The sequence below is a fragment of the Pseudomonas sp. GW460-12-10-14-TSB1 genome, assembly GCF_017349775.1.
Taxonomy (GTDB): Bacteria; Pseudomonadota; Gammaproteobacteria; order Pseudomonadales; family Pseudomonadaceae; genus Aquipseudomonas; species Aquipseudomonas piscium.
Map to the genome: position 1 here is coordinate 1 of NZ_JACNAC010000046.1, position 19,315 is coordinate 19,315.

21 protein-coding genes are annotated in these 19,315 nt (G+C 63.0%); 11 read left to right on the top strand and 10 right to left on the bottom strand.

Annotation, left to right across the window (positions count from 1 at the left end):
- The 5 genes from J4D52_RS30575 to J4D52_RS22505 form a co-directional block, all read right to left on the bottom strand.
- On the bottom strand, positions 1-1,083 hold a 1,083-nt coding region (locus J4D52_RS30575; protein ID WP_258537821.1), incomplete at its 3' end, for a PAAR domain-containing protein.
- 150 nt (positions 1,084-1,233) lie between these two features.
- Positions 1,234-1,782 (bottom strand): cupin domain-containing protein, encoded by a 549-nt coding sequence (locus J4D52_RS22490; protein WP_007922919.1) that lies wholly within the window; start codon positions 1,780-1,782, stop codon positions 1,234-1,236.
- A gap of 353 nt (positions 1,783-2,135) precedes the next feature.
- Positions 2,136-3,419 carry an FAD-binding oxidoreductase gene (locus tag J4D52_RS22495; protein ID WP_102677672.1) on the bottom strand — a complete coding sequence of 428 codons (1,284 nt, stop codon included), beginning with the start codon at positions 3,417-3,419 and terminating at the stop codon, positions 2,136-2,138.
- A gap of 52 nt (positions 3,420-3,471) precedes the next feature.
- Entirely contained in the window at positions 3,472-4,962 is a 1,491-nt protein-coding gene (locus J4D52_RS22500; RefSeq protein WP_102677673.1) for an aldehyde dehydrogenase, read from the bottom strand.
- A 33-nt stretch (positions 4,963-4,995) separates the two neighbouring features.
- Positions 4,996-6,372 (bottom strand): glutamine synthetase family protein, encoded by a 1,377-nt coding sequence (locus J4D52_RS22505; RefSeq protein WP_063429627.1) that lies wholly within the window; start codon positions 6,370-6,372, stop codon positions 4,996-4,998.
- A gap of 265 nt (positions 6,373-6,637) precedes the next feature.
- On the opposite strand from J4D52_RS22505, the gene J4D52_RS22510 reads away from it, so the two are divergent.
- From J4D52_RS22510 to J4D52_RS22555, 10 genes are all read left to right on the top strand, one after another.
- Positions 6,638-7,399, top strand: coding sequence for a gamma-glutamyl-gamma-aminobutyrate hydrolase family protein (locus tag J4D52_RS22510; protein WP_102677674.1), 762 nt, complete (start codon positions 6,638-6,640; stop codon positions 7,397-7,399).
- 235 nt (positions 7,400-7,634) lie between these two features.
- Positions 7,635-8,777 (top strand): ABC transporter ATP-binding protein, encoded by a 1,143-nt coding sequence (locus J4D52_RS22515; protein WP_009048285.1) that lies wholly within the window; start codon positions 7,635-7,637, stop codon positions 8,775-8,777.
- Positions 8,778-8,818: 41 nt separating this feature from the next.
- Positions 8,819-9,700, top strand: a complete 882-nt coding sequence (locus tag J4D52_RS22520; RefSeq protein ID WP_169914430.1) for an ABC transporter permease subunit — start codon at positions 8,819-8,821, stop codon at positions 9,698-9,700.
- Positions 9,697-10,578, top strand: a complete 882-nt coding sequence (locus J4D52_RS22525) for an ABC transporter permease subunit (protein WP_102677676.1) — start codon at positions 9,697-9,699, stop codon at positions 10,576-10,578. Before J4D52_RS22520 ends, J4D52_RS22525 begins: the two co-directional genes overlap by 4 nt.
- 107 nt (positions 10,579-10,685) lie before the next feature.
- Entirely contained in the window at positions 10,686-11,798 is a 1,113-nt protein-coding gene (locus J4D52_RS22530) for a polyamine ABC transporter substrate-binding protein (RefSeq protein ID WP_102677677.1), read from the top strand.
- Between the two features lie 243 nt (positions 11,799-12,041).
- Positions 12,042-12,566: a DUF2867 domain-containing protein gene (locus J4D52_RS22535; protein ID WP_102677678.1), complete on the top strand. Its 525-nt coding sequence runs from the start codon at positions 12,042-12,044 to the stop codon at positions 12,564-12,566.
- 24 nt (positions 12,567-12,590) lie between these two features.
- Positions 12,591-13,775, top strand: coding sequence for an N-methyl-L-tryptophan oxidase (gene solA / locus J4D52_RS22540; protein ID WP_102677679.1), 1,185 nt, complete (start codon positions 12,591-12,593; stop codon positions 13,773-13,775).
- Positions 13,776-13,949: 174 nt separating this feature from the next.
- A complete protein-coding gene (locus tag J4D52_RS22545) occupies positions 13,950-14,390 on the top strand; it encodes a CBS domain-containing protein (protein ID WP_007930897.1) in 441 nt (146 codons plus the stop codon).
- Positions 14,391-14,587: 197 nt separating this feature from the next.
- Complete coding sequence (locus J4D52_RS22550; RefSeq protein ID WP_025805380.1) at positions 14,588-14,818, top strand: type II toxin-antitoxin system ParD family antitoxin; 231 nt, start codon at positions 14,588-14,590, stop codon at positions 14,816-14,818.
- Complete coding sequence (locus J4D52_RS22555; protein ID WP_063429614.1) at positions 14,815-15,144, top strand: type II toxin-antitoxin system RelE/ParE family toxin; 330 nt, start codon at positions 14,815-14,817, stop codon at positions 15,142-15,144. The genes J4D52_RS22550 and J4D52_RS22555 overlap by 4 nt, the downstream gene beginning before the upstream one ends.
- Before the next feature lie 113 nt (positions 15,145-15,257).
- Here the strand turns inward: J4D52_RS22555 and J4D52_RS22560 are convergent, their stop codons facing one another.
- Positions 15,258-16,160, bottom strand: coding sequence for a LysR family transcriptional regulator (locus J4D52_RS22560; protein ID WP_102677680.1), 903 nt, complete (start codon positions 16,158-16,160; stop codon positions 15,258-15,260).
- A 128-nt stretch (positions 16,161-16,288) separates the two neighbouring features.
- On the opposite strand from J4D52_RS22560, the gene J4D52_RS22565 reads away from it, so the two are divergent.
- Positions 16,289-17,365: an AbrB family transcriptional regulator gene (locus J4D52_RS22565; protein ID WP_063429611.1), complete on the top strand. Its 1,077-nt coding sequence runs from the start codon at positions 16,289-16,291 to the stop codon at positions 17,363-17,365.
- Positions 17,366-17,566: 201 nt separating this feature from the next.
- Here J4D52_RS22565 and J4D52_RS22570 read toward each other — a convergent pair whose 3' ends face one another.
- The 4 genes from J4D52_RS22570 to J4D52_RS22585 are packed head-to-tail and all read right to left on the bottom strand — an operon-like array spanning position 17,567 to position 19,314.
- Entirely contained in the window at positions 17,567-17,941 is a 375-nt protein-coding gene (locus J4D52_RS22570; RefSeq protein WP_102677681.1) for a Mor transcription activator family protein, read from the bottom strand.
- The gene (locus J4D52_RS22575) at positions 17,938-18,408 is read right to left on the bottom strand and encodes a gp16 family protein (protein WP_256581571.1); all 471 of its coding nucleotides are present in this window, start codon (positions 18,406-18,408) and stop codon (positions 17,938-17,940) included. Before J4D52_RS22575 ends, J4D52_RS22570 begins: the two co-directional genes overlap by 4 nt.
- Positions 18,399-18,617: a hypothetical protein gene (locus tag J4D52_RS22580; protein WP_102677682.1), complete on the bottom strand. Its 219-nt coding sequence runs from the start codon at positions 18,615-18,617 to the stop codon at positions 18,399-18,401. The genes J4D52_RS22575 and J4D52_RS22580 overlap by 10 nt, the downstream gene beginning before the upstream one ends.
- A 1-nt stretch (position 18,618) precedes the next feature.
- Positions 18,619-19,314, bottom strand: a complete 696-nt coding sequence (locus J4D52_RS22585; RefSeq protein WP_102677683.1) for a DUF2786 domain-containing protein — start codon at positions 19,312-19,314, stop codon at positions 18,619-18,621.
- Between the last annotated feature and the right edge of the window lies 1 nt (position 19,315).

Sequence of the window (19,315 nt, forward strand, 5' to 3'; positions counted from 1 at the left end):
CGTCGCATACCCCGGTATCTGCCCTGGCGCCCCGGCTAACGTCCAGTGATGCACAAGGCTGCGACTGGAAATTCCCAAAGCCGTTTTCAACTTCGGATGCTCAGGAAAACCAATCCCCGCTCGAGTAAAGGTAGTCAGTCGAGTATCCAACTGAGCCAGCAGCCGCTTGCGCTCGGCAAAAAACTCGGCGGAACGCAGGTGCCCATGTTGCTGAAAACTACGCTTATGCAGGCTTTCGATATCCCGCAGCGAAGCTTTCACATCCTCCAGATGCTTGGCGAAAATCGCGGTGCCAACGCCCATCGCGGTCGAGCCCTGGGAAGCAAAGGATTCCAGCAGATAACGATTGCGCGCCAAAAAGCTGGCCTCCTCATCGCTCATCGGTTCCAGTGCCGCATTGACCTTTGCCGCCGCTTCCATCAGCCAGGCTTCCTCACGGGTGCATTGGAAGTTGGCCGGGTCGCTGAGGACGATCAGTTGGCCTGGCTTGGCGTAATTAGTGAGCTGTGGGTTGAGGGTACGGAATTTCTCTAGTACTGCGCTATTGGGTTCGGCGAAGAGTAAGGACTCCAGTGCCGAGCGGGACATGGGTTGTTCGACGATATGAAATCCCGGCTCGATCCCTTCTTGCAGGCTGGCCATGGGCACAGCGGGCGCGGCCGGTGAGTTGACCAGGGCGTTGGCGGCCTCGGCTTTTTCGATGAGCGCTGGGTCGGCCAGCAAGGAGGTCATGCGTTGTTCGTCTACCGTGCCATCGGCGCGGATGGCGCCCAGAGTGGCGAAGTTGACGATGGCCGCTCCAGGCACAGGAGTGAAGGTGAAGCCACCGAAGGTGTCGCTGGAGCCAGTGGTGATGGTGCCACCATGGCTGGTGGGGCTGCCAAGATGGGCCATGGGCCGACCGTTGATCAAAATCGAGGGGAAGCCGGTGGTGATGACAGCACCGCAGCCACAGGTGTCACCAACCCGGGCGGAGCCCATGCCGTTGATGCTGACGTCCATGGCCGCGGAAACGATGGGGGTGGTGCCGTGGCCCGGTATCGGGCAGACATGGCTATCGCCGAGGCGAGCTGAGGAAATCATGGCGTGTCCTTGCGCTAAGGGTGAAAGTGCCTCCCGTCTGGAAGACAGGGGACGCTAGCGCAGGACCGGGGACGTAGACTTTAAGGCGATTCTTAAAAACAGGTGAGCGGCTGTGGAGGGCCGCTCGTGATCGGGGAAGACGATCCCGGTTCAGAAGTTCGCCGGCGTGTTGGCACTAATAATCTCCGCCTCATCCTGCCCAATATTGCGAAACTTATGCGGCAAGGTGGTCGGAAAATAATATCCATCCCCCGGGTTCAACACGCTCACCTGCCCGTCCACCGTCAATTCCACGGTGCCACGGGTGACGAGGCCGCACTCCTCCCCTTCCGCATGCACGATCGGCTCGTCGCCGGAGCTGGCGCCGGGGGCGTATTGTTCGCGCAGAAAGCGCATCTGGCGGGTTGGCAGGGCGGCGCCGATCAGCAGCAGGCGGGCGCCGTCGCGGCCGAGGTCGGGTTGTTCGTTGGCGCGGAAGACGTATTGGTGTTCGCGCGGGGGCTGGTCGAAGGTGAAGAAGTCCGCCAGGGACATGGGGATGCCTTCGAGGAGTTTTTTCAGGGAGCTGACCGAGGGGCTGACGCGGTTCTGTTCGATCAGGGAGATGGTGGCGTTGGTCACGCCGCTGCGCCGGGCCAGCTCGCGCTGGGACAGTTTGTAGCTTTCGCGAACGAGTTTGAGTCGAGTGCCCGTGTCCATAGCAGCCTTGTGTGAGGTGTACGTGGGGGGTGTTGCAAGTTGGAGTGCGGCCGGTGACTTTTAGTTGCGAAGTTTAGTTGCGAAGTTCGCCGATCCAGTGGCCCCGGAACCTGAAAGGCGGCTATTAAATCACGTTTGTGGGTGGAGCTGTAGCGGTGGCCGACGGTGGTGATTGGCCTTGCCGCAGGGTGTGCCAGGCGTTGAAAACCGGCGGTGTTCTTTCGGACCTCGGGAGGGCCCGCGGCCCTCATCGCAGCCTGCGGCAGCGGCTACAGGTTTACGGGTTCGGATGCGGGTTTCCGGGCCGAAAAAAGCCCGCGCAAGCGCGGGCAAACGCAGGAAGCGTATCGGGATCAGATGCCGAAGCGATCGCGCAGCGCGTAGTACGCTGCGCCCATGGCGGTCAGCGGGGCCTGGAAGGTGCGGCCGCCGAACATCGGCATGTGCGGTAGCGAGGCGAAGGCGTCGAAGCGTTCGGCGTCGCCGCGGATCATTTCGGCGATCAGTTTGCCGGCCAGGTGCGAGCAGGTGACGCCGTGGCCGCTGTAGCCCTGCATGTAGTAGGCATTCTTTTCGATGCGGCCGAATTGCGGCATGCGCGACATGGTCAGCAGGAAGTTGCCGGTCCAGCGGTAGTCGATCTTCACGTCCTTGAGCTGGGGGAAGGTCTTGAGGATCTTCGGCCGGATCAGTTGCTCGATGTCGTTCGGCTCACGGGCGCCGTAGACCACGCCGCCGCCGTACAGCAGGCGGTTGTCGGCGGTGAGGCGGTAGTAGTCCAGCAGGTAGTTGCAGTCTTCGACGCAGTAGTGGTTGCGGATCAGGCTACGGGCCATTTTTTCCGACAGCGGTTCGGTGACCACGATCTGCGAGCCGCACGGCATGCTCTTGCGCGTCACCCGCGGGTCGAGGTCCTGCTGCAGATAGGCGTTGCCGGCGATCAGCAGGTACTTGGCGCGGACCACGCCCTTGGCGGTGCGCACGATGTTCGGTTCGCCGTAGGTGATTTCCACCGCCGCCGACTGCTCGAAGATCTTGCCGCCCAGGCCGATGATCGCGCTGGCTTCGCCCAGGGCCAGGTTCAGCGGGTGGATGTGCCCGCCCTGCATGTCCAGCAGGCCGCCGACGTAGGCGTCGGAGCCGACTTCCTGGGCGATCTGCGCCTGGTCCAGCAACTTCAGGTTCTTGTTGCCGTAGCGCTCCCAACTGGCCTTCTGTTCGGCCAGGCCCTTGAGCTGCTTCTTGTTCATGGCGGCGAAGATGCCACCCGGGCGGTAGTCGCACTGGATGTCGTAGTGCTGGATGCGCTGGCGAATGATGTCGGCGCCTTCGAAGATCATGCTGCCCAGCACTTCGGCGCTTTTTTCGCCGTAGCGCGACTCGATCACGTCGACGTCGCGGCTGTAGGAGTTGACCAGTTGCCCGCCGTTGCGCCCGCTGGCGCCGAAGCCGACCTTGGCCGCTTCGAGCACGGTGACGCTGTAGCCCGCCTCGGCGAGGAACAGTGCCGAGGACAGGCCGGTGTAGCCGGCGCCGATCACACAGACGTCGCATTCCACCAGCTCCTCAAGCACCGGAAAGTCGGCGGTCTGGTTGCGGGTCGCGGCGTAGTAGCTGTTTACGTAGGTTTGCATCATGAAGTTCCCCAGCAGGTGCGGGTCGTCGCCCGCCCCGCCGTTGTTATAAGAGTCAGAGCTTGATCCAGGTCGCTTTCAGCTCGGTGTACTTGTCGAAGGCATGCAGCGACTTGTCGCGACCATTGCCCGACTGTTTGAAGCCGCCGAACGGCGCGGTCATGTCGCCGCCGTCGTACTGGTTGACCCACACGCTACCGGCGCGCAGGCCACGGGCGAAGCGGTGGGCGCGGCTGAGGTTGCTGGTCCAGACCCCGGCAGCGAGGCCGAAGATGCTGTCGTTGGCGATCGTCAGCGCCTCTTCTTCGGTGTCGAAGCTGATCACCGACAGCACCGGGCCGAAGATCTCTTCGCGGGCGATGGTCATGGCGTTGGTCACGCCGTCGAAAATCGTCGGTTCGACATACAGCCCGCCGGTGCTTTCCAGGGTCCGCGCGCCGCCGGCCAGCAGTTGGCCGCCTTGCTCCTTGCCGATGCCGATGTAACGCAGCACGTTGTCCAGCTGGCGCTGATCCACCAGCGCGCCAACGCGGGTATCCGGGTCGAGGGCATGCCCGGGTTTCCAGGCCTTGATGGCGTCCACCAGCAGCGGAATGAACTGGTCGCGGATCGAGCGCTCCACCAGCAGGCGCGAGCCGGCGGTGCAGACTTCGCCCTGGTTGAAGGCGATGGCGCTGGCCGCCGCTTCTGCTGCCGCGCGCAGGTCCGGCGCGTCGGCGAACACCACGTTGGGGCTCTTGCCGCCCGCCTCCAACCATACGCGCTTCATGTTGCTCTGCCCGGAATACACCAGCAGTTGCTTGCCCACCGCGGTGGAGCCGGTGAAGGCCAGCACGTCCACGTCCATATGCAGGGCCAGGGCCTTGCCCACGGTGTGGCCGTAGCCCGGCAGCACGTTGAACACGCCTTTGGGGATGCCGGCATCCAGCGCCAGCTGGGCGATGCGGATCGCGGTCAACGGCGACTTTTCCGAAGGCTTGAGGATGAAGGAGTTGCCCGCCGCCAGGGCCGGGGCGAATTTCCAGCTGGCCATGATCAGCGGGAAGTTCCACGGCACGATGGCCGCCACCACGCCCGAGGCCTCGCGAGTCACCAGGCCCAGTTGGTCGTGGGGCGTGGCCGCCACTTCGTCGTAGATTTTGTCGACGGCCTCGGCACTCCAGCGGATCGCGTTGGCGGTGGCCGGCACGTCGATGTTCAGGGAATCGCCGATGGGCTTGCCCATGTCCAGGGTTTCCAGGAGCGCCAGTTCTTCCTGGTGCTCGAGGATCAAATCGGCGAAGCGAATCAGCACGCGCTTGCGCTCGGCCGGGGCCTTGTGCGACCAGACACCGGACTCGAACGCCTGGCGCGCCACCTGCACCGCCCGGTTGGCGTCGGCCTCGTCGGTGCTGGCGACGTTGGCCAGGAAACGCCCGTCCACCGGGCTGATGCACTCGAAGGTGGCCGCGCTGACGGCGTGGCAATACTGGCCGTCGATAAAGGCGCGACCTTCGAGGGTCAAGGACTGGAAGCGCTGCTCCCAGTCGCTGCGGGATTTAGTCATGGCAAATACTCAACGCAGGAAAAGGAACGGCCGTCAGACCGTGTGCAGGTACCAGTTGTATTCGAGGTCGGAGATCGAGTTTTCGAACTCGGCCAACTCGCTTTCCTTACAGGCGACGAACACGTCGATGTACATCGGGTCGATGTACTTGGCCATCACCTCGCTGTCGTCCAGCACCCGCAGGGCGTCGCGCAGGTTGCTCGGCAGGCTCTGTTCGTTCTGCTCGTAGGAGTTGCCTTCCACCGGCGCGCCGGGCTCGATCTTGTTGGTCAGGCCGTGGTGAATACCGGCCAGTACCGAAGCCATCAGCAGGTAAGGGTTGGCGTCGGCGCCGGCCACGCGGTGTTCGATGCGCACCGCATCCGCCGAACCGGTCGGCACGCGCACGGCCACGGTGCGGTTGTCGATGCCCCAGCTCGGCGAGTTCGGCACGTAGAACTGCGCGCCGAAACGGCGGTAGGAGTTGACGTTCGGGCAGAGGAAGGCCATCTGCGCCGGCAGGGTTTCCAGCACGCCACCGATGGCATGGCGCAGGGCGTCGTTGGTTTCCGGGTCGTCGCTGGCGAAGATGTTGTTGCCTTGCTTGTCGAGAATCGAGATGTGCACATGCAGGCCGTTACCGGCCTGGCCCGGGTACGGCTTGGCCATGAAGGTGGTGTCCATCTCATGGTCGTAGGCGATGTTCTTCACTAGGCGCTTGAGCAGCACCGCGTAGTCGCAGGCCTTGATCGGGTCGGAGACGTGGTGCAGGTTGACCTCGAACTGCGCCGGGGCGCTTTCCTTGACGATGGCGTCGGCGGGGATGCCCTGCTCTTTCGCGCCTTCCAGGATGTCTTGCAGGCAGTCGACGTATTCGTCCAGGTCGTCGATCAGGTAGACCTGGGTCGACTGCGGACGCTTACCGGAAATCGGCGAACGAGGCGACTGCGGACGACCGTTCACGTTGTCCTGGTCGATCAGGTAGAACTCCAGCTCGAAGGCCGCGCAGATGGTCAGGCCCAACTCGTCGAATTTGCTGACGACCTGACGCAGCACTTCACGAGGGTCGGCGAAGAACGGCTCGCCTTCGATCTCGTGCATGGTCATCAGCAGTTGCGCGGTCGGGCGCTTCTGCCAGGGCTCGACGCTCAGGGTGCCGGGGATCGGGTAGCAGATGCGGTCGGCGTCGCCGATGTCCAGGCCCAGGCCGGTGCTTTCCACGGTGGAGCCGTTGATGTCCAGGGCGAACAGCGAGGCCGGCAGGTTGATGCCCTTCTCGTACACCTTGTGCAGGGCGGTGCGTTCGATGCGCTTGCCGCGCACCACGCCGTTCATGTCTGCAATCAGCAGGTCGACGTAGAGGATCTCGGGATGGTTCTTCAGGAAGGCGTTGGCTTCGTTGAGCTGAACGGCACGCAGTGGGACCGACATGATGCACCTATGTGTTAATTATTATGTTCAAAGCGGTTTCGTTGCAGCAGTCAATCCGAAAGGAAAAGTGAAGTCAAGCACCAGAAATGGCCGCCGATCGTCAATTATTTTGCGCCTCAAGATCTTTATTTACCTCGTAACCCGTGCCGCTCACGGGTTTCAGACGAAAAACGTTTAGAATTTTTTACACGGAAGTTGTTAATTAAAATCAACGAGGATAAGCTCTCGAAAAACTCGTTCCAGCGTGAATTTCGAGGTGATAAAAATGGCATTCAAGCCATTGATCGGCGTTACTGCGTGCGTCAAAGAGATCGGGCTGCACCCCTACCACGTCAGCGGCGACAAGTACTTGCGTGCTGTCAGCAGCGCGGCCGAGGGCCTGCCCCTGATCATTCCTTCCCTGGCGGACCTCATCGATACCGAGGCTCTGCTGCAGAACCTGGACGGCCTGCTGTTCACCGGCTCGCCATCGAATGTGGAGCCCTTCCACTATCAGGGCCCGGCCAGCGAACCGGGCACCGCCCACGATCCCCAGCGCGATGCCACCACCCTGCCCCTGCTGCGCACGGCGATTGCCGCCGGCGTGCCGGTGCTGGGCATCTGCCGCGGCTTCCAGGAGATGAACGTGGCCTTCGGCGGCAGCCTGCACCAGAAGGTGCATGAGTTGCCGGGCTACCTCGATCACCGCGAAGCCGACCACCCGGACCTGGCCGTGCAATACGCCCCCGCCCATGCCGTCAGGGTGCAACCGGGCGGCGTGTTCCAGGCCCTGGATCTGCCCCAGGAATTCCAGGTCAACTCGATCCACAGCCAGGGCATCGATCGCCTGGCCCCCGGCCTGCGCGCCGAGGCCCTGGCGCCGGACGGCCTGATCGAGGCGGTGTCGGTAGAACACAGCCCGGCCTTTGCCCTGGGCGTGCAGTGGCATCCGGAATGGCAGGTGCTGTCGAACCCGGTCTACCTGCGGATCTTCCAGGCCTTCGGCGATGCCTGCCGGCAACGGGCGGCGCAGCGCAACGGCCACTGACTAAAAGCTTCACCCGCGAAATTGACTGCCACGCCCCCGGCCGGCGGCGGTGCGCCCTTGTGCGTCCGCCTTGGCCCGTGGGGCGGTTCAAGCCACACCCAGCAATACGAGAACAAGAACCAGCGTCAGGCCGCCAGGACGGCAGCGCCGAATAAACCCGCCACCGCGGGTTTGTCATCCATCTATTAAGCCGGGCCGTTTTGGCCCGACGACTGACATCTGTTGGGAGTTCCACATGGCAAACGCCTCCAGCACGTACAGAAAGGCTCTGGAAGGTCACCCGCAACCGCAGAAGGTGCTGGTGAGAGTCGACCGCGTGACCAAGAAGTTCGATGAAACCGTGGCCGTGGACGATGTGTCCCTGGACATTCACCAGGGCGAGATCTTCGCCCTGCTCGGTGGCTCGGGTTCCGGCAAGTCCACCCTGCTGCGCATGCTGGCGGGCTTCGAGCGACCAACGGAGGGGCGTATCTACCTGGACGGCGTGGACATCACCGACATGCCGCCCTACGAGCGGCCGATCAACATGATGTTCCAGTCCTACGCGCTGTTCCCGCACATGACCGTGGCCCAGAACATTGCCTTCGGCCTGCAGCAGGACAAGATTCCCAAGGCCGAGATCGATGCCCGCGTGGCCGAGATGCTCAAGCTGGTGCACATGACCCAGTACGCCAAGCGCAAGCCGCACCAGCTGTCCGGCGGCCAGCGCCAGCGCGTGGCCCTGGCCCGCTCCCTGGCCAAGCGGCCGAAGCTGCTGCTGCTCGACGAACCCATGGGCGCCCTGGATAAAAAGCTGCGCTCGCAGATGCAGCTGGAACTGGTGGAGATCATCGAACGGGTCGGCGTGACCTGCGTGATGGTGACCCACGACCAGGAAGAGGCCATGACCATGGCCCAGCGCATCGCCATCATGCACCTGGGCTGGATCGCCCAGATCGGCAGCCCGGTGGACATCTACGAGGCCCCGGTCAGCCGCATGGTCTGCGAATTCATCGGCAACGTGAACGCCTTCGACGGCACCGTCATCGAAGACCTGGAAGGCCACGCGGTGATTCATTGCCCGGAGCTGGAACAGAAGATCTACGTCGGCCACGGCGTCAGCACCTCGGTGCAGGACAAGTCGGTGACCTACGCCATCCGCCCGGAAAAGATGCTGGTCAGCACCACCCGGCCCGAGCACCGCTACAACTGGTCCCAGGGCAAGGTGCATGACATCGCCTACCTCGGCGGGCATTCGGTGTTCTACGTCGAACTGCCTGGCGGCAAGATCGTCCAGTCGTTCATGGCCAACGCCGAACGCCGCGGCGCACGGCCGACCTGGGACGACCAGGTGTACGTGTGGTGGGAAGACGACAGCGGCGTGGTACTGCGCACATGAGCACTTCCACCATGACTCTCAATCAGCGTTTGACCCGTGTGCTGCCCAGCGGTCGCCAGCTGGTGATCGGCATTCCCTTCCTCTGGCTGTTCCTGTTCTTCATGCTGCCGTTTTTCCTGGTGATGAAGATCAGCTTCTCGGAAGCGGCCCTGGCCATTCCCCCCTACTCGGAGATCTACAGCTTCGCCGAACAGAAATTCCAGCTGCTGCTCAACGTCGGCAACTACGCGTTGCTGGTGGGTGACGAGCTGTATATCTCGGCCTACCTCGGCTCGCTGAAAGTCGCCCTGCTCAGCACCCTGATGTGTCTGGTGATCGGTTTCCCCATGGCCTACGCGATCACCAAGGCCAGCAAGGAAACGCAGAACGTCTTGCTGCTGCTGATCATGATGCCGACCTGGACCGCGATCCTGATCCGCGTCTATGCCTGGATGGGCATCCTCAGCAACAACGGTTTGCTCAACGGCTTCCTGATGTGGAGCGGCCTGACCTCGGCGCCGATCGAAATCCTCAACACCAACACCGCGGTCTACATAGGGGTGGTGTACGCGTACTTGCCGTTCATGGTGCTGCCGCTGTATGCCAACCTGGTCAAGCACGACCAGAGCCTGCTGGAAGCCGCCTCGGACCTGGGTTCGAGCAACTTCAACAACTTCTGGAAAATCACCGTGCCCCTGGCCAAGAACGGCATCATTGCCGGTTGCATGCTGGTGTTCATCCCGGTGGTCGGCGAGTTCGTGATTCCCGAACTGCTGGGCGGCCCCGAGACCCTGATGATCGGCCGCGTGCTGTGGCAGGAGTTCTTCAACAACCGTGACTGGCCGGTGGCCTCCGCGCTGGCGGTGGTGATGCTGGCGATCCTGATTATTCCGATCCTGCTGTTCAACCGCAGCCAGGCCAAAGAGATGGAGGGACGGGCATGAAACGTTTCGGATTTTCCAGCCTGATGCTGGTGCTCGGCCTGGCGTTCATTTACCTGCCGATGCTGATCCTGGTGATCTACTCGTTCAACGCCTCCAAGCTGGTGACAGTCTGGGGCGGCTGGTCGGTGAAGTGGTACGTCGGCCTGCTGGACAACCAGCAGTTGATGGGCTCGGTGGTGCGTTCCCTGGAGATCGCCTGCTACACCGCGATTGCCGCGGTGGCCCTGGGCACCCTGGCGGCCTTTGTGCTGACCCGGGTCACCCGTTTCAAGGGCCGCACCCTGTTCGGTGGCCTGGTCACCGCGCCGCTGGTGATGCCGGAGGTAATCACCGGCCTCTCACTGTTGCTGCTGTTCGTGGCCATGGCGCAGATGATCGGCTGGCCGCAGGAGCGTGGCATCGTCACCATCTGGATTGCTCACACCACGTTCTGCGCGGCCTATGTGGCCGTGGTAGTCTCCGCGCGCTTGCGTGAGCTGGACCTGTCCATCGAAGAGGCGGCCATGGACCTCGGTGCGCGGCCGTGGAAGGTGTTCTTCCTGATCACCATCCCGATGATCGCTCCGTCGCTGGCGGCCGGTGGCATGATGTCCTTCGCCCTGTCCCTGGACGATCTGGTGCTGGCGAGCTTCGTCTCCGGCCCGGGTTCCACCACCTTGCCGATGGAAGTGTTCTCGGCGGTGCGCCTCGGCGTGAAACCAGAGATCAACGCGGTGGCCAGCCTGATCCTGCTGGCGGTGTCGCTGGTGACCTTCCTGGTCTGGTACTTCGGTCGGCGCGCCGAAGCGGCCCGCAAGCGGGCGATCCAGGAAGCCATGGAATACACCGCCAACGAAGCCTATCAACCGGCAAACCCACGGATGCAAGCGACGGCCTGAATCCTCATTAACCAGCTTCGCCAGCCAACCGGCTGGCGAAGGCGTGCAACCTGATACACCGCGTTGCGAATGCAGCCATCTGCACAATAAGAAATGGAGTTGTACCGATGAAAATGCTTGGCAGGATACTGTTCGCCAAAACCATGCTGACCCTGTCCTTGATGGGCGCGATGGTGACCGGCGCTCAAGCCAGCGACAAGGAGCTGCGTGTCTACAACTGGTCGGACTATATCGCCCCGGACACCCTGAAAAAGTTCGAGGCCGAGACTGGCATCCACGTCACCTACGATGTCTTCGACAGCAACGAAACCCTGGAAGCGCGCCTGCTCACCGGCAAGTCCGGCTATGACATAGTGGTCCCGTCCAACAGCTTTTTGGCCAAGCAGATCAAGGCCGGGGTCTACCAGGAACTGGACAAGTCGCGGCTGCCGAACTGGAAGAACCTCAACCCGGTGCTGCTGCAGAACGCCGCCGCCAGCGACCCGGGCAACGCCCACGCCTTCCCTTACATGTGGGGTTCGATCGGCATCGGCTACAACCCGGACAAGGTCAAAGCGGTGCTGGGTAGCGATGCGCCGACCAACTCCTGGGACCTGCTGTTCAAGCCGGAGAACGCCGAGAAGCTCAAGGCCTGTGGCATCAGCTTCCTCGACTCGCCGACGGAAATGCTCCCCGCCGCCCTGCACTACCTGGGCTACCCGGTGACCAGCAAGGACAAGGCGCAGATCCTCGAGGCCGAGGCGCTGTTCATGAAAATCCGTCCTTCGGTGACCTACTTCCATTCCTCCAAGTACATCTCCGACCTGGCCAACGGCAACATCTGTGTGGCCGTGGGTTACTCCGGCGACGTGCTGCAGGCCCGCTCGCGCGCCGAAGAGGCCGGCAACAAGGAAAAGGTCGCCTTCAGCATTCCCAAGGAAGGCGCCGGCAGCTTCTACGACATGATGGCCATGCCCAAGGACGCGGCCAACGTCGACAACGCCTACCTGTTCATGAACTTCCTGATGCGCCCGGACATCATCGCCGAGGTCACCAACAGCCTCGGCTACAGCAACGCCAACGCCGCCGCCACGCCGCTGGTGGACGAAGCCATCCGCAACGACCCGGCCTCGTACCCGCCGCAAGCGGTGCTCGCCACCCTGTACGCGGTGCCCGACCAGCCGATCGCCATCCAGCGCGTGATGAACCGCGGCTGGACGCGGATCAAGCTCGGCAAATGACACATCGCGCCCGCCCGACCATCACGGCGGGCGCTGCTGTCCTCTTCCGTTCAGTCGCGCCTTACCACCGCGACACTCCTGCGAACGGGCTCGCCTGGCTCCCTCGGTTCAGGTGACTCCTTGGCGCCCTCCTCGGGCGCCTTTTTTGCTTCTGCCCACCCGTGGCGATCCCCCTTCCAGAGCGCCCCGCGCAGGCAGTAAAGTGCAGCACCGCGCTTGCGCTCGCTTGCCAAGGATAGGTTCATGCCCACTCGCGTTACCGCCTGCCCGCTGCCGCCGGACGTCGCCATCGCCCGCCTGGCGCCGGGAGCTTCCTTCATCGATTGCCGCCAGGTGCTGGCCAACGACCCCGACCGCACGGCCATGCGCCACCTGCTCAACCTGATGAGCCAGACCCCGGCCTGGATCGACCGGATGATGGGCCTGCGCAACCGCGTGGTGCAGCTGTTCGGCCTCAAGGACCTGGGACGTCTGACCCGCATCGACCTGGCCAGGGCGGACGAGGATTACCGGCCGGACGACCGGGTCGGCATCTTCACCCTGGTTGCCCAGGTTCCCGACGAGGTGCTGGTGGTGGACCGCGACAAGCACCTGGATGTGTACCTGTCCCTCAATCGCCTGCCGCTGACCGCCGAGGGCCAACGCCCGGTAGTGCTGTCCACCGTGGTCCATCCGCATAACCTGTTGGGACGCCTGTACATGCTGCCGGTGGCGCCGTTCCACCGGCTCATCGCGCCCATGACCCTGGCCAACATCAATCGCCGCTGAGCCGCCACTTTCAAGGACACTGCCATGCAGACACCCGAGTTCGACGTTGTTGTAGTAGGCCTGGGCGCCATGGGCGCCGCGACCCTGTACCATTTGGCCAAGCGTGGGCTGAAGGTGGCCGGTATCGACCGTTTTGCCCCACCCCACGACCAGGGTTCGAGCCATGGCGACACCCGCATCACCCGCCAGGCGGTGGGCGAAGGCGTCGCCTATGTGCCGCTGGCGATCCGCGCGCAGCAGATCTGGCGCGAGCTGGAAGCCGAGCTGGATGTGCCGACAGAGCAGCCGTTGTTCGAGCAGTGCGGCGTGCTGGTGATGACCTCCAGCGCCACCCCGACCGGCCAGGACGGCACGCCGGACTTCACCGAAAACACCCTGGCCCTGGCCCGCCAGTTCGGCATCGAGCATGAAGTGCTGGACGCCACGCAGATCCGCCAGCGCTTCCCGCAGTTCGCGCCGATCCACGACAGCGCCCTGGGGTATTTCGAACCCGGCGGCGGTTATGTGCGACCGGAGCGCTGCATCGATGCGCAACTGACCCTGGCCCGCCAGCTGGGCGCGACCCTGATCACCGGCGAGACGGTACTGGGTATCGACAGCGACCCGGGCCGGGTACAGGTCACCTGCCAGAACCGGCGCATCACTGCAGCCAAGGTGGTGGTCTGTGCCGGCATGTGGTCCAGCCAATTGCTCGGAGCTCCCTTCGACAAGCTGCTGCGGGTGTGCCGGCAGACCTTGTACTGGTACCAGCTGGCTGAACCGCTGATCTTCCCCGAGCGGTCGCCGAGCTTTATCGTCCACGGCGCCAGCGACGAGCAGACCTGCTACGGCTTCCCACCGATACCCGGCGAAGGCAGCATGAAGATCGCCACCGAGCAGTACAGCGAGACCTCGACGCCGGACAGCCTGGACCGTCAGGTCAGCGCGGCGCAGAGCGAGGCGATGTATCGCGATTTGGTGTTGGCCAATATCGCCGGGGTCACGCCGCAGTTGGTGAAGTCCGCCGTCTGCGCCTACACCCTGACCCCGGACTCGCACTTCATCATCGACGAGCATCCACGCCTGGCCAATGTCACTGTGGTCAGCGCCTGCTCGGGCCACGGCTTCAAGCACTCGGCGGCAATTGGCGAAGCCCTGGCCCAGCGGCTGGTGGACGGGCGCAGCAAAATCGATTTGAGCGCGTTTTCCCTGGCGCGCTTCGGCCATTGAGAGGCGCCTGAGCGCCCCTGGACGGGGAGTTTTCCGGGAAGAAACGATTCAGTGACGTTTTTCCTTCTGTGGGCGCCGCTTTCAACCTTGCCCCTTCGTTCAGTCTCTACGATTCTGTAGAGACCCCCGCGGGGCGGCGCCAGGCCGTCCCAGGCAAAACAACAGGAGCGTCCCATGAAGAGCGTCGCTGAAGTACTGAAGTTGAAGGCCAAGCACAACCAGCAAGTGCACACCATCGCGCCTCACCAGATGGTGCTCGAGGCACTGATGCTGATGGCCGAGAAGAACGTCGGCGCCCTGCCCGTGATGCAGAACGGCGAAGTGGTCGGGGTGATCAGCGAACGCGACTACGCGCGCAAACTGGTGCTGCACGGCCGCTCCTCGGTGGGCACGCCGGTCAGCGCGATCATGAGTTCGCCGGTGATCACCGTGGACTCGCACCAGAGCGTGGAAACCTGCATGGGCATCATGACCGACAGCCACCTGCGGCACCTGCCGGTGGTGGAAGACGGCCAACTGCTGGGCCTGCTGTCGATCGGCGACCTGGTCAAGGAAGCCATCGCCGAACAGGCTGACCTGATCCGCCAGCTGGAACAGTACATTCGCGGCGAGTAAGCCCTCGCCTCCCCAATACCATCCCCCGCAGGAGCCGGTTTGTCGGCGAAGAGGCCCACAAGCCGGCTCCTGCATCGCAAGTATCCCGCCGACTCGCTCGCCGCAAGCGGGCACAGTGGGACTCCTCTTCATCGACTGTGGCAAGGCCAGGTTAGCGGCGTATACTTTGGCAAATTTTGTCAAAAGCGGACAAAACCATGAGCACCATGAACATTTCCCTGCCAGAGGCCCTCAAGGCCTTCGTCGATGATCAGGTCAGCCAGAGGGGCTACAGCACCAGCAGCGAGTATGTGCGGGAGCTGATCCGCAAGGATCAGGATCGACAGCACCTGCGCGGCCTGCTGCTGGCAGGGGCTGAGTCGGCTCCTGGCACTCCGGTGGACAGTCATTACTTCGACGCTCTGCGCGCCAGGGTCCGTAAGGAATGAAGGCACAACGGGTCATTCCAAGGGCCCTGGCCAATCAGGATGTAGAAGACGCTATCGATTACTACCTGGCTCAACAGGCCGAGCAGGCGGCCTTGGGCTTCATCGACGATCTGCAAGCCGCCTATGCCCATATCGCCCGGCTTCCGGCCTCAGGCCTTTCCCGCTACACCCATGAGCTCGACTTGCCAGGGCTTCTCTACTGGCCACTGAGTCGCTATCCCTATCTGGTGTTCTACGCCCGGCACGATGACCACATTGACGTGTGGCGCGTCCTGCACGCCATGCGGGACATTCCCGCCTCGCTGACGGAAAGCCCCGCACACTGATCGACCAGCAGTATTCAATTACGCCGGCTTTGCCGGCTATCGCGAGCAATCGAGCGTCGACCGGCTGCTCCTACACAAAGGCCCCCGGCGTTCAGCCGGTTATCAGGCGCGGATCAACCCGCGGTGAAGAACTGCCGCCCATCCTGCTTGAGCAGATCCAGCAGCAGCTGGGCCGCCGGCGACAGGTAGCCTTCGGTCCGTACCAACACCACGATGCTGCGATGCATGCGGGTTTGCGCCAGCGGCACTTCCCGCAGGTGGGCGATGCCCTTGAAGTCGTCCAGGGTTTCCCGGGCCAGGAAGCTCAGCAGCCTGGTCTTGGCGATCAGCCGCGGCAGCAGGGAGATGGTGTTGGTCTCGATCTGCACCGACGGCAACGGCAGCTTGTGACTCTGGAACACATTGTCGATCCAGCGTCGGGCCGAAACCCCGGTTCCCGGCAGTACCCAACGGTAGTCGCACAGGTCGCGCAGGCGCATCGGCGTGTCGAACACCGGATGGTCGCGGCTGGCCACCACCACGGCCTGGTCTTCGAACAGCGTGTGGTGGCTCAGGTGCGGGTCGCCCTCGAACAGCGGGCAGATCACCATGTCCAGGCGCCCCGAACGCAGGGACTCGCGGAGCACGTCGTCCTGGCCGATCACCAGGTTCAGGGTGATGTCCGGGGCGCGCTCCAGCAAGGTCGCGGTCATCTGCGGCAGCAGGTGCTCGGCCATGCTGGCGGCGCAGCCCAGGCGGATATTGCCGAGCACGCCGCTGGCAAAATCGCGCACCTCGCGATGGGTCTCGGCGATGTTCTGCTGCAACTGCCGGGCGCGCTGCTGCAGCAACACCCCCACCGCCGTCAGCTTGATCCGCCGCCCGTCGCGCTCGAACAGCTTGGTGCCGAAGGACTCCTCCAGGCGCTGGATGCTTTTGGTCAGCGCCGGCTGGCTGCGGTTGAGCTTCTGCGCCGCGCGCCCGAGGTGGCCGAGCTCGGCGATGGTTTCGAAATAGGTCAGGTCGCGCAGGTCCATGATCGATAAACCAGAGTTATTGGTTGATCACAATTAGAAACTGGACTTGATCAATTGCGCTATCAATAATTTGCTCCGAAGCGCTGGTAGCAACGGTCCCGCAACAGGAACGGCCAGCGCGCTGGAGAATGCCCTTGCCTCGTCCCTCGCCTTTGTCCCTGTCCGCCTGGCCCCTTGCCCTGCAATGGCTGGCACTGCTGATCCTCGCCGGCAGCGCCGGGCAGTTGCTGAAACATTTCGAAGTTCCCGCCGGACAGTTCCTCGGGCCGATGCTGGTGGCCATAGGTTTCGGCGTCAGCGGCGCCAGCATCCGCGTGCCGCGCCAGGCCTTCCGCCTCGGCCAGGGCTCGGTCGGGGTCCTGGCCGCCCACTCCATGACCATGGCCGTGCTGGCCTCGATGGCCCAGTCCTGGCATGTGATGCTGTTCGCCACCCTGCTCACCGTCTGCCTCAGCGCCCTGGTCGGCCTGGCGCTGGTGCGTCTCGGCGGCCTGGCGCCCAGCACCGCGGCCTGGGGCACCGCGCCGGGAGCGGCCTCGGCCATGGTGGCGATGGCCGACGATTTCGGCGCCGACTCGCGGGTGGTGGCCACCATGCAGTACGTGCGGGTGGTCTGCGTGGTGATGATCGGCGCCCTGGCCAGCCACTGGATCGGCGTCCCGGCCGGCGGCAGCCAGGCCCACAGCACCGAGGTGGTCCTGCAGAGCTTCACCCTGCTCAACCTCGGCCTGACCCTGGGCACCATAGTACTGGGCGTGCTGCTCGGCTCGCGGGTGCCGGCCGGGGCCCTGCTGGTGCCGCTGCTGATCGGCGGCGCGCTGCAGATCTCCGGGCTGCTGCACATCACCCTGCCCGGCTGGTTGCTGGCCCTGGCCTACGGCGCCATCGGCTGCTACATCGGCCTGCGCTTCGACCGGCCGACCCTGCGCTACGTCTGGACCCGCCTGCCGGCGATGATTTTCGGCGCGGTGCTGCTGATCGCCCTCTGCGCACTGTCGGCCTGGCTGCTGGCGCACTGGCTGGACAAGGACTTCCTCTCGGTCTACCTCGCCACCAGCCCCGGCGGCCTGGACGCCATGACGATCATCGCGGTGGACACCCACGCCGACGTCGGCCTGGTGCTGGCCATGCAGACCCTGCGGCTGTTCGCGGTGATCGTCAGCGGCGCGTTTTTCGCCCGGCTGATCATCAAGTGGGCCAGCTGAACCCTGACGCCGCGCGTCTTTAAACACTCTGATGTTTAGGACTGAGATAAATATAGGGGTAGGTGTGAGGTAAACCCGAGACAATCCGGGATTTGATGGTACGGGGTGGTATAGGGTTTGTAATTGAGTTGCAGCTAGCGCAATTAGATTAGACCCCGGTCAACGTGGGTGACCGGGGCGGTATGAGGGAAGGCCGAGTGCCTAGTCGTCATTCAAGTCGTCATCAGCCTGATCGAACATATCGCCCTGACGGCGTGAGATTTCCTCTTTCCGCGCCGCCTTTACGATCTTGTAGAGCCATACCAAAGTGACATCGTACTTGCGCGCCAGCTCATGATGATTGGAGCCGTTGAAGTCATCATAGATTTGACGGTCACGCTCACCCAGCTTGATTGACGAACCTTTCGGGAAATACAGATTCTGCCCTCCCCAATGCGCAGCCAGTCGGTCAGCGACCTCTTTGCCAACGTGCTGAGCTTTCTTTGGCTCCATCGCCACCAGCTCTATAAGGATGAAACCTATGAAGTCTGCTACATCGGCTAGCAGTTCTGGAGCCTTGTTCCGTGCGTAGTTCATACCCCCTCCGACTGCGACTTTTTACCCTCGACTCGCAGTTGCCACTGTTTCAGGTTTTCAATCACTCGACTTGCCTGGGCGACGCTGAGCCATTGCAGCGCAGACACCTTGGTCATGCTTTTCACGAAGCTGGCCAGGGCTGCCTCGGACGGATCGCGAACCTCGCCCAGGTCATGCAACGCCAGCCATAGCGAACGGATTTTCTTGGACTGCTCATCGTTGGCCTGTGGCCGCTTACCAGCGTTGTTTGGACGAGGTTTAAAGCCCTTCTGCTTGAGCTGTTCCAAAACCCGTAGCAGGTTTGGAACACTCAAGTCAGCGGTGGACGTCGCGCCGTCCAACCCCGTCATTCCAGCCAGCATCAGGCGATACGTATCGTCATCCATGCGCAGCTCACGTCGCGCAACATGAATCATCTTGATGTAACGCAGGCGGGTCGGATTGGGCGGCGCGGCGTTCATGCCCATCCCCCGCGTTCCATCAGATCGATAGCGGCCTGTTGGGGATCTTCAATATCACCGTAGGACAGTTCCCGAATGAAGTCCTCCAGCTCACTCCTATCGTTGATAGCGTGCCCCGACGACCATGCAGCAACCCGAAGTCCGCCAATCTCCCGTGGGATATCGTTGCCCATGCCCTCTACAACGAGGGTGTCAAATTTCTCTTTCTCGCCCATGTCAGCCTCCCATCGTCAAACGTGCCAGCGGCTGGTGATTCACTGCCCGGTGTAGCTGCGCGGACTTGCCTGCCGCATAGCCCGCATCAGCAGCGCCCTGGTCTCTCGCCTTGAGCTTACGGCGCTTGAGTTCCGCTTTCTCCAGATCCGGGTGATGCTTGGCCATGTAGGCCTCGATTGCCTCGGCGACGTTATCTTCAACGCCAGCAAACTCATCCACCTTCTGATACACCGCATCAATCCAGCCGTTGGCAAAGTGATCCCCCCTTGCCACCTTGGTGGAGCGCTTACAGCGTTTTTGCGGCGGTAAGGCCAGAAAGTCCCGTCGCGCCTTTTGCAGCTGTCGCTCCAGTACCTCATAGGCGTAGCCAGTCAGTTCCGGGGCGGCAGCACACCCGACGAAAATGAAACCGCCGCCGCTGCACCAACTGTGGGTGATAAGCATGCGAGTGCCAAAAGCGTGAGCGCAGACATGAGCCAGGCGAACGCGCCAGGTTGGCGGTGATCCCTCTGAGCCGGCCGCAACCTTTACCTCACCGGCCATGCTGGCCAGTACGTCACCCATCTCCAGGTTGTAAAGCTCCATGAGCTTATGTGCCTGACGCAGTGCGATCTCGGCCTCATGAGGATTACTGGTTTTGGACTTCGCCATCTCCAGGCATTTCTTGATCTTGTCGAGAGTGCGGTTCTCTTCCATG

Coding starts and splice junctions, on each gene's coding strand:
- J4D52_RS22490 (WP_007922919.1), bottom strand. CDS start 1,782: ATGGACACGGGCACTCGACTCAAACTCGTTCGCGAAAGCTACAAACTG.
- J4D52_RS22495 (WP_102677672.1), bottom strand. CDS start 3,419: ATGATGCAAACCTACGTAAACAGCTACTACGCCGCGACCCGCAACCAG.
- J4D52_RS22500 (WP_102677673.1), bottom strand. CDS start 4,962: ATGACTAAATCCCGCAGCGACTGGGAGCAGCGCTTCCAGTCCTTGACC.
- J4D52_RS22505 (WP_063429627.1), bottom strand. CDS start 6,372: ATGTCGGTCCCACTGCGTGCCGTTCAGCTCAACGAAGCCAACGCCTTC.
- J4D52_RS22510 (WP_102677674.1), top strand. CDS start 6,638: ATGGCATTCAAGCCATTGATCGGCGTTACTGCGTGCGTCAAAGAGATC.
- J4D52_RS22515 (WP_009048285.1), top strand. CDS start 7,635: ATGGCAAACGCCTCCAGCACGTACAGAAAGGCTCTGGAAGGTCACCCG.
- J4D52_RS22525 (WP_102677676.1), top strand. CDS start 9,697: ATGAAACGTTTCGGATTTTCCAGCCTGATGCTGGTGCTCGGCCTGGCG.
- J4D52_RS22530 (WP_102677677.1), top strand. CDS start 10,686: ATGAAAATGCTTGGCAGGATACTGTTCGCCAAAACCATGCTGACCCTG.
- J4D52_RS22535 (WP_102677678.1), top strand. CDS start 12,042: ATGCCCACTCGCGTTACCGCCTGCCCGCTGCCGCCGGACGTCGCCATC.
- solA (WP_102677679.1), top strand. CDS start 12,591: ATGCAGACACCCGAGTTCGACGTTGTTGTAGTAGGCCTGGGCGCCATG.
- J4D52_RS22545 (WP_007930897.1), top strand. CDS start 13,950: ATGAAGAGCGTCGCTGAAGTACTGAAGTTGAAGGCCAAGCACAACCAG.
- J4D52_RS22550 (WP_025805380.1), top strand. CDS start 14,588: ATGAGCACCATGAACATTTCCCTGCCAGAGGCCCTCAAGGCCTTCGTC.
- J4D52_RS22555 (WP_063429614.1), top strand. CDS start 14,815: ATGAAGGCACAACGGGTCATTCCAAGGGCCCTGGCCAATCAGGATGTA.
- J4D52_RS22560 (WP_102677680.1), bottom strand. CDS start 16,160: ATGGACCTGCGCGACCTGACCTATTTCGAAACCATCGCCGAGCTCGGC.
- J4D52_RS22565 (WP_063429611.1), top strand. CDS start 16,289: ATGCCCTTGCCTCGTCCCTCGCCTTTGTCCCTGTCCGCCTGGCCCCTT.
- J4D52_RS22570 (WP_102677681.1), bottom strand. CDS start 17,941: ATGAACTACGCACGGAACAAGGCTCCAGAACTGCTAGCCGATGTAGCA.
- J4D52_RS22575 (WP_256581571.1), bottom strand. CDS start 18,408: ATGGGCATGAACGCCGCGCCGCCCAATCCGACCCGCCTGCGTTACATC.
- J4D52_RS22580 (WP_102677682.1), bottom strand. CDS start 18,617: ATGGGCGAGAAAGAGAAATTTGACACCCTCGTTGTAGAGGGCATGGGC.
- J4D52_RS22585 (WP_102677683.1), bottom strand. CDS start 19,314: ATGGAAGAGAACCGCACTCTCGACAAGATCAAGAAATGCCTGGAGATG.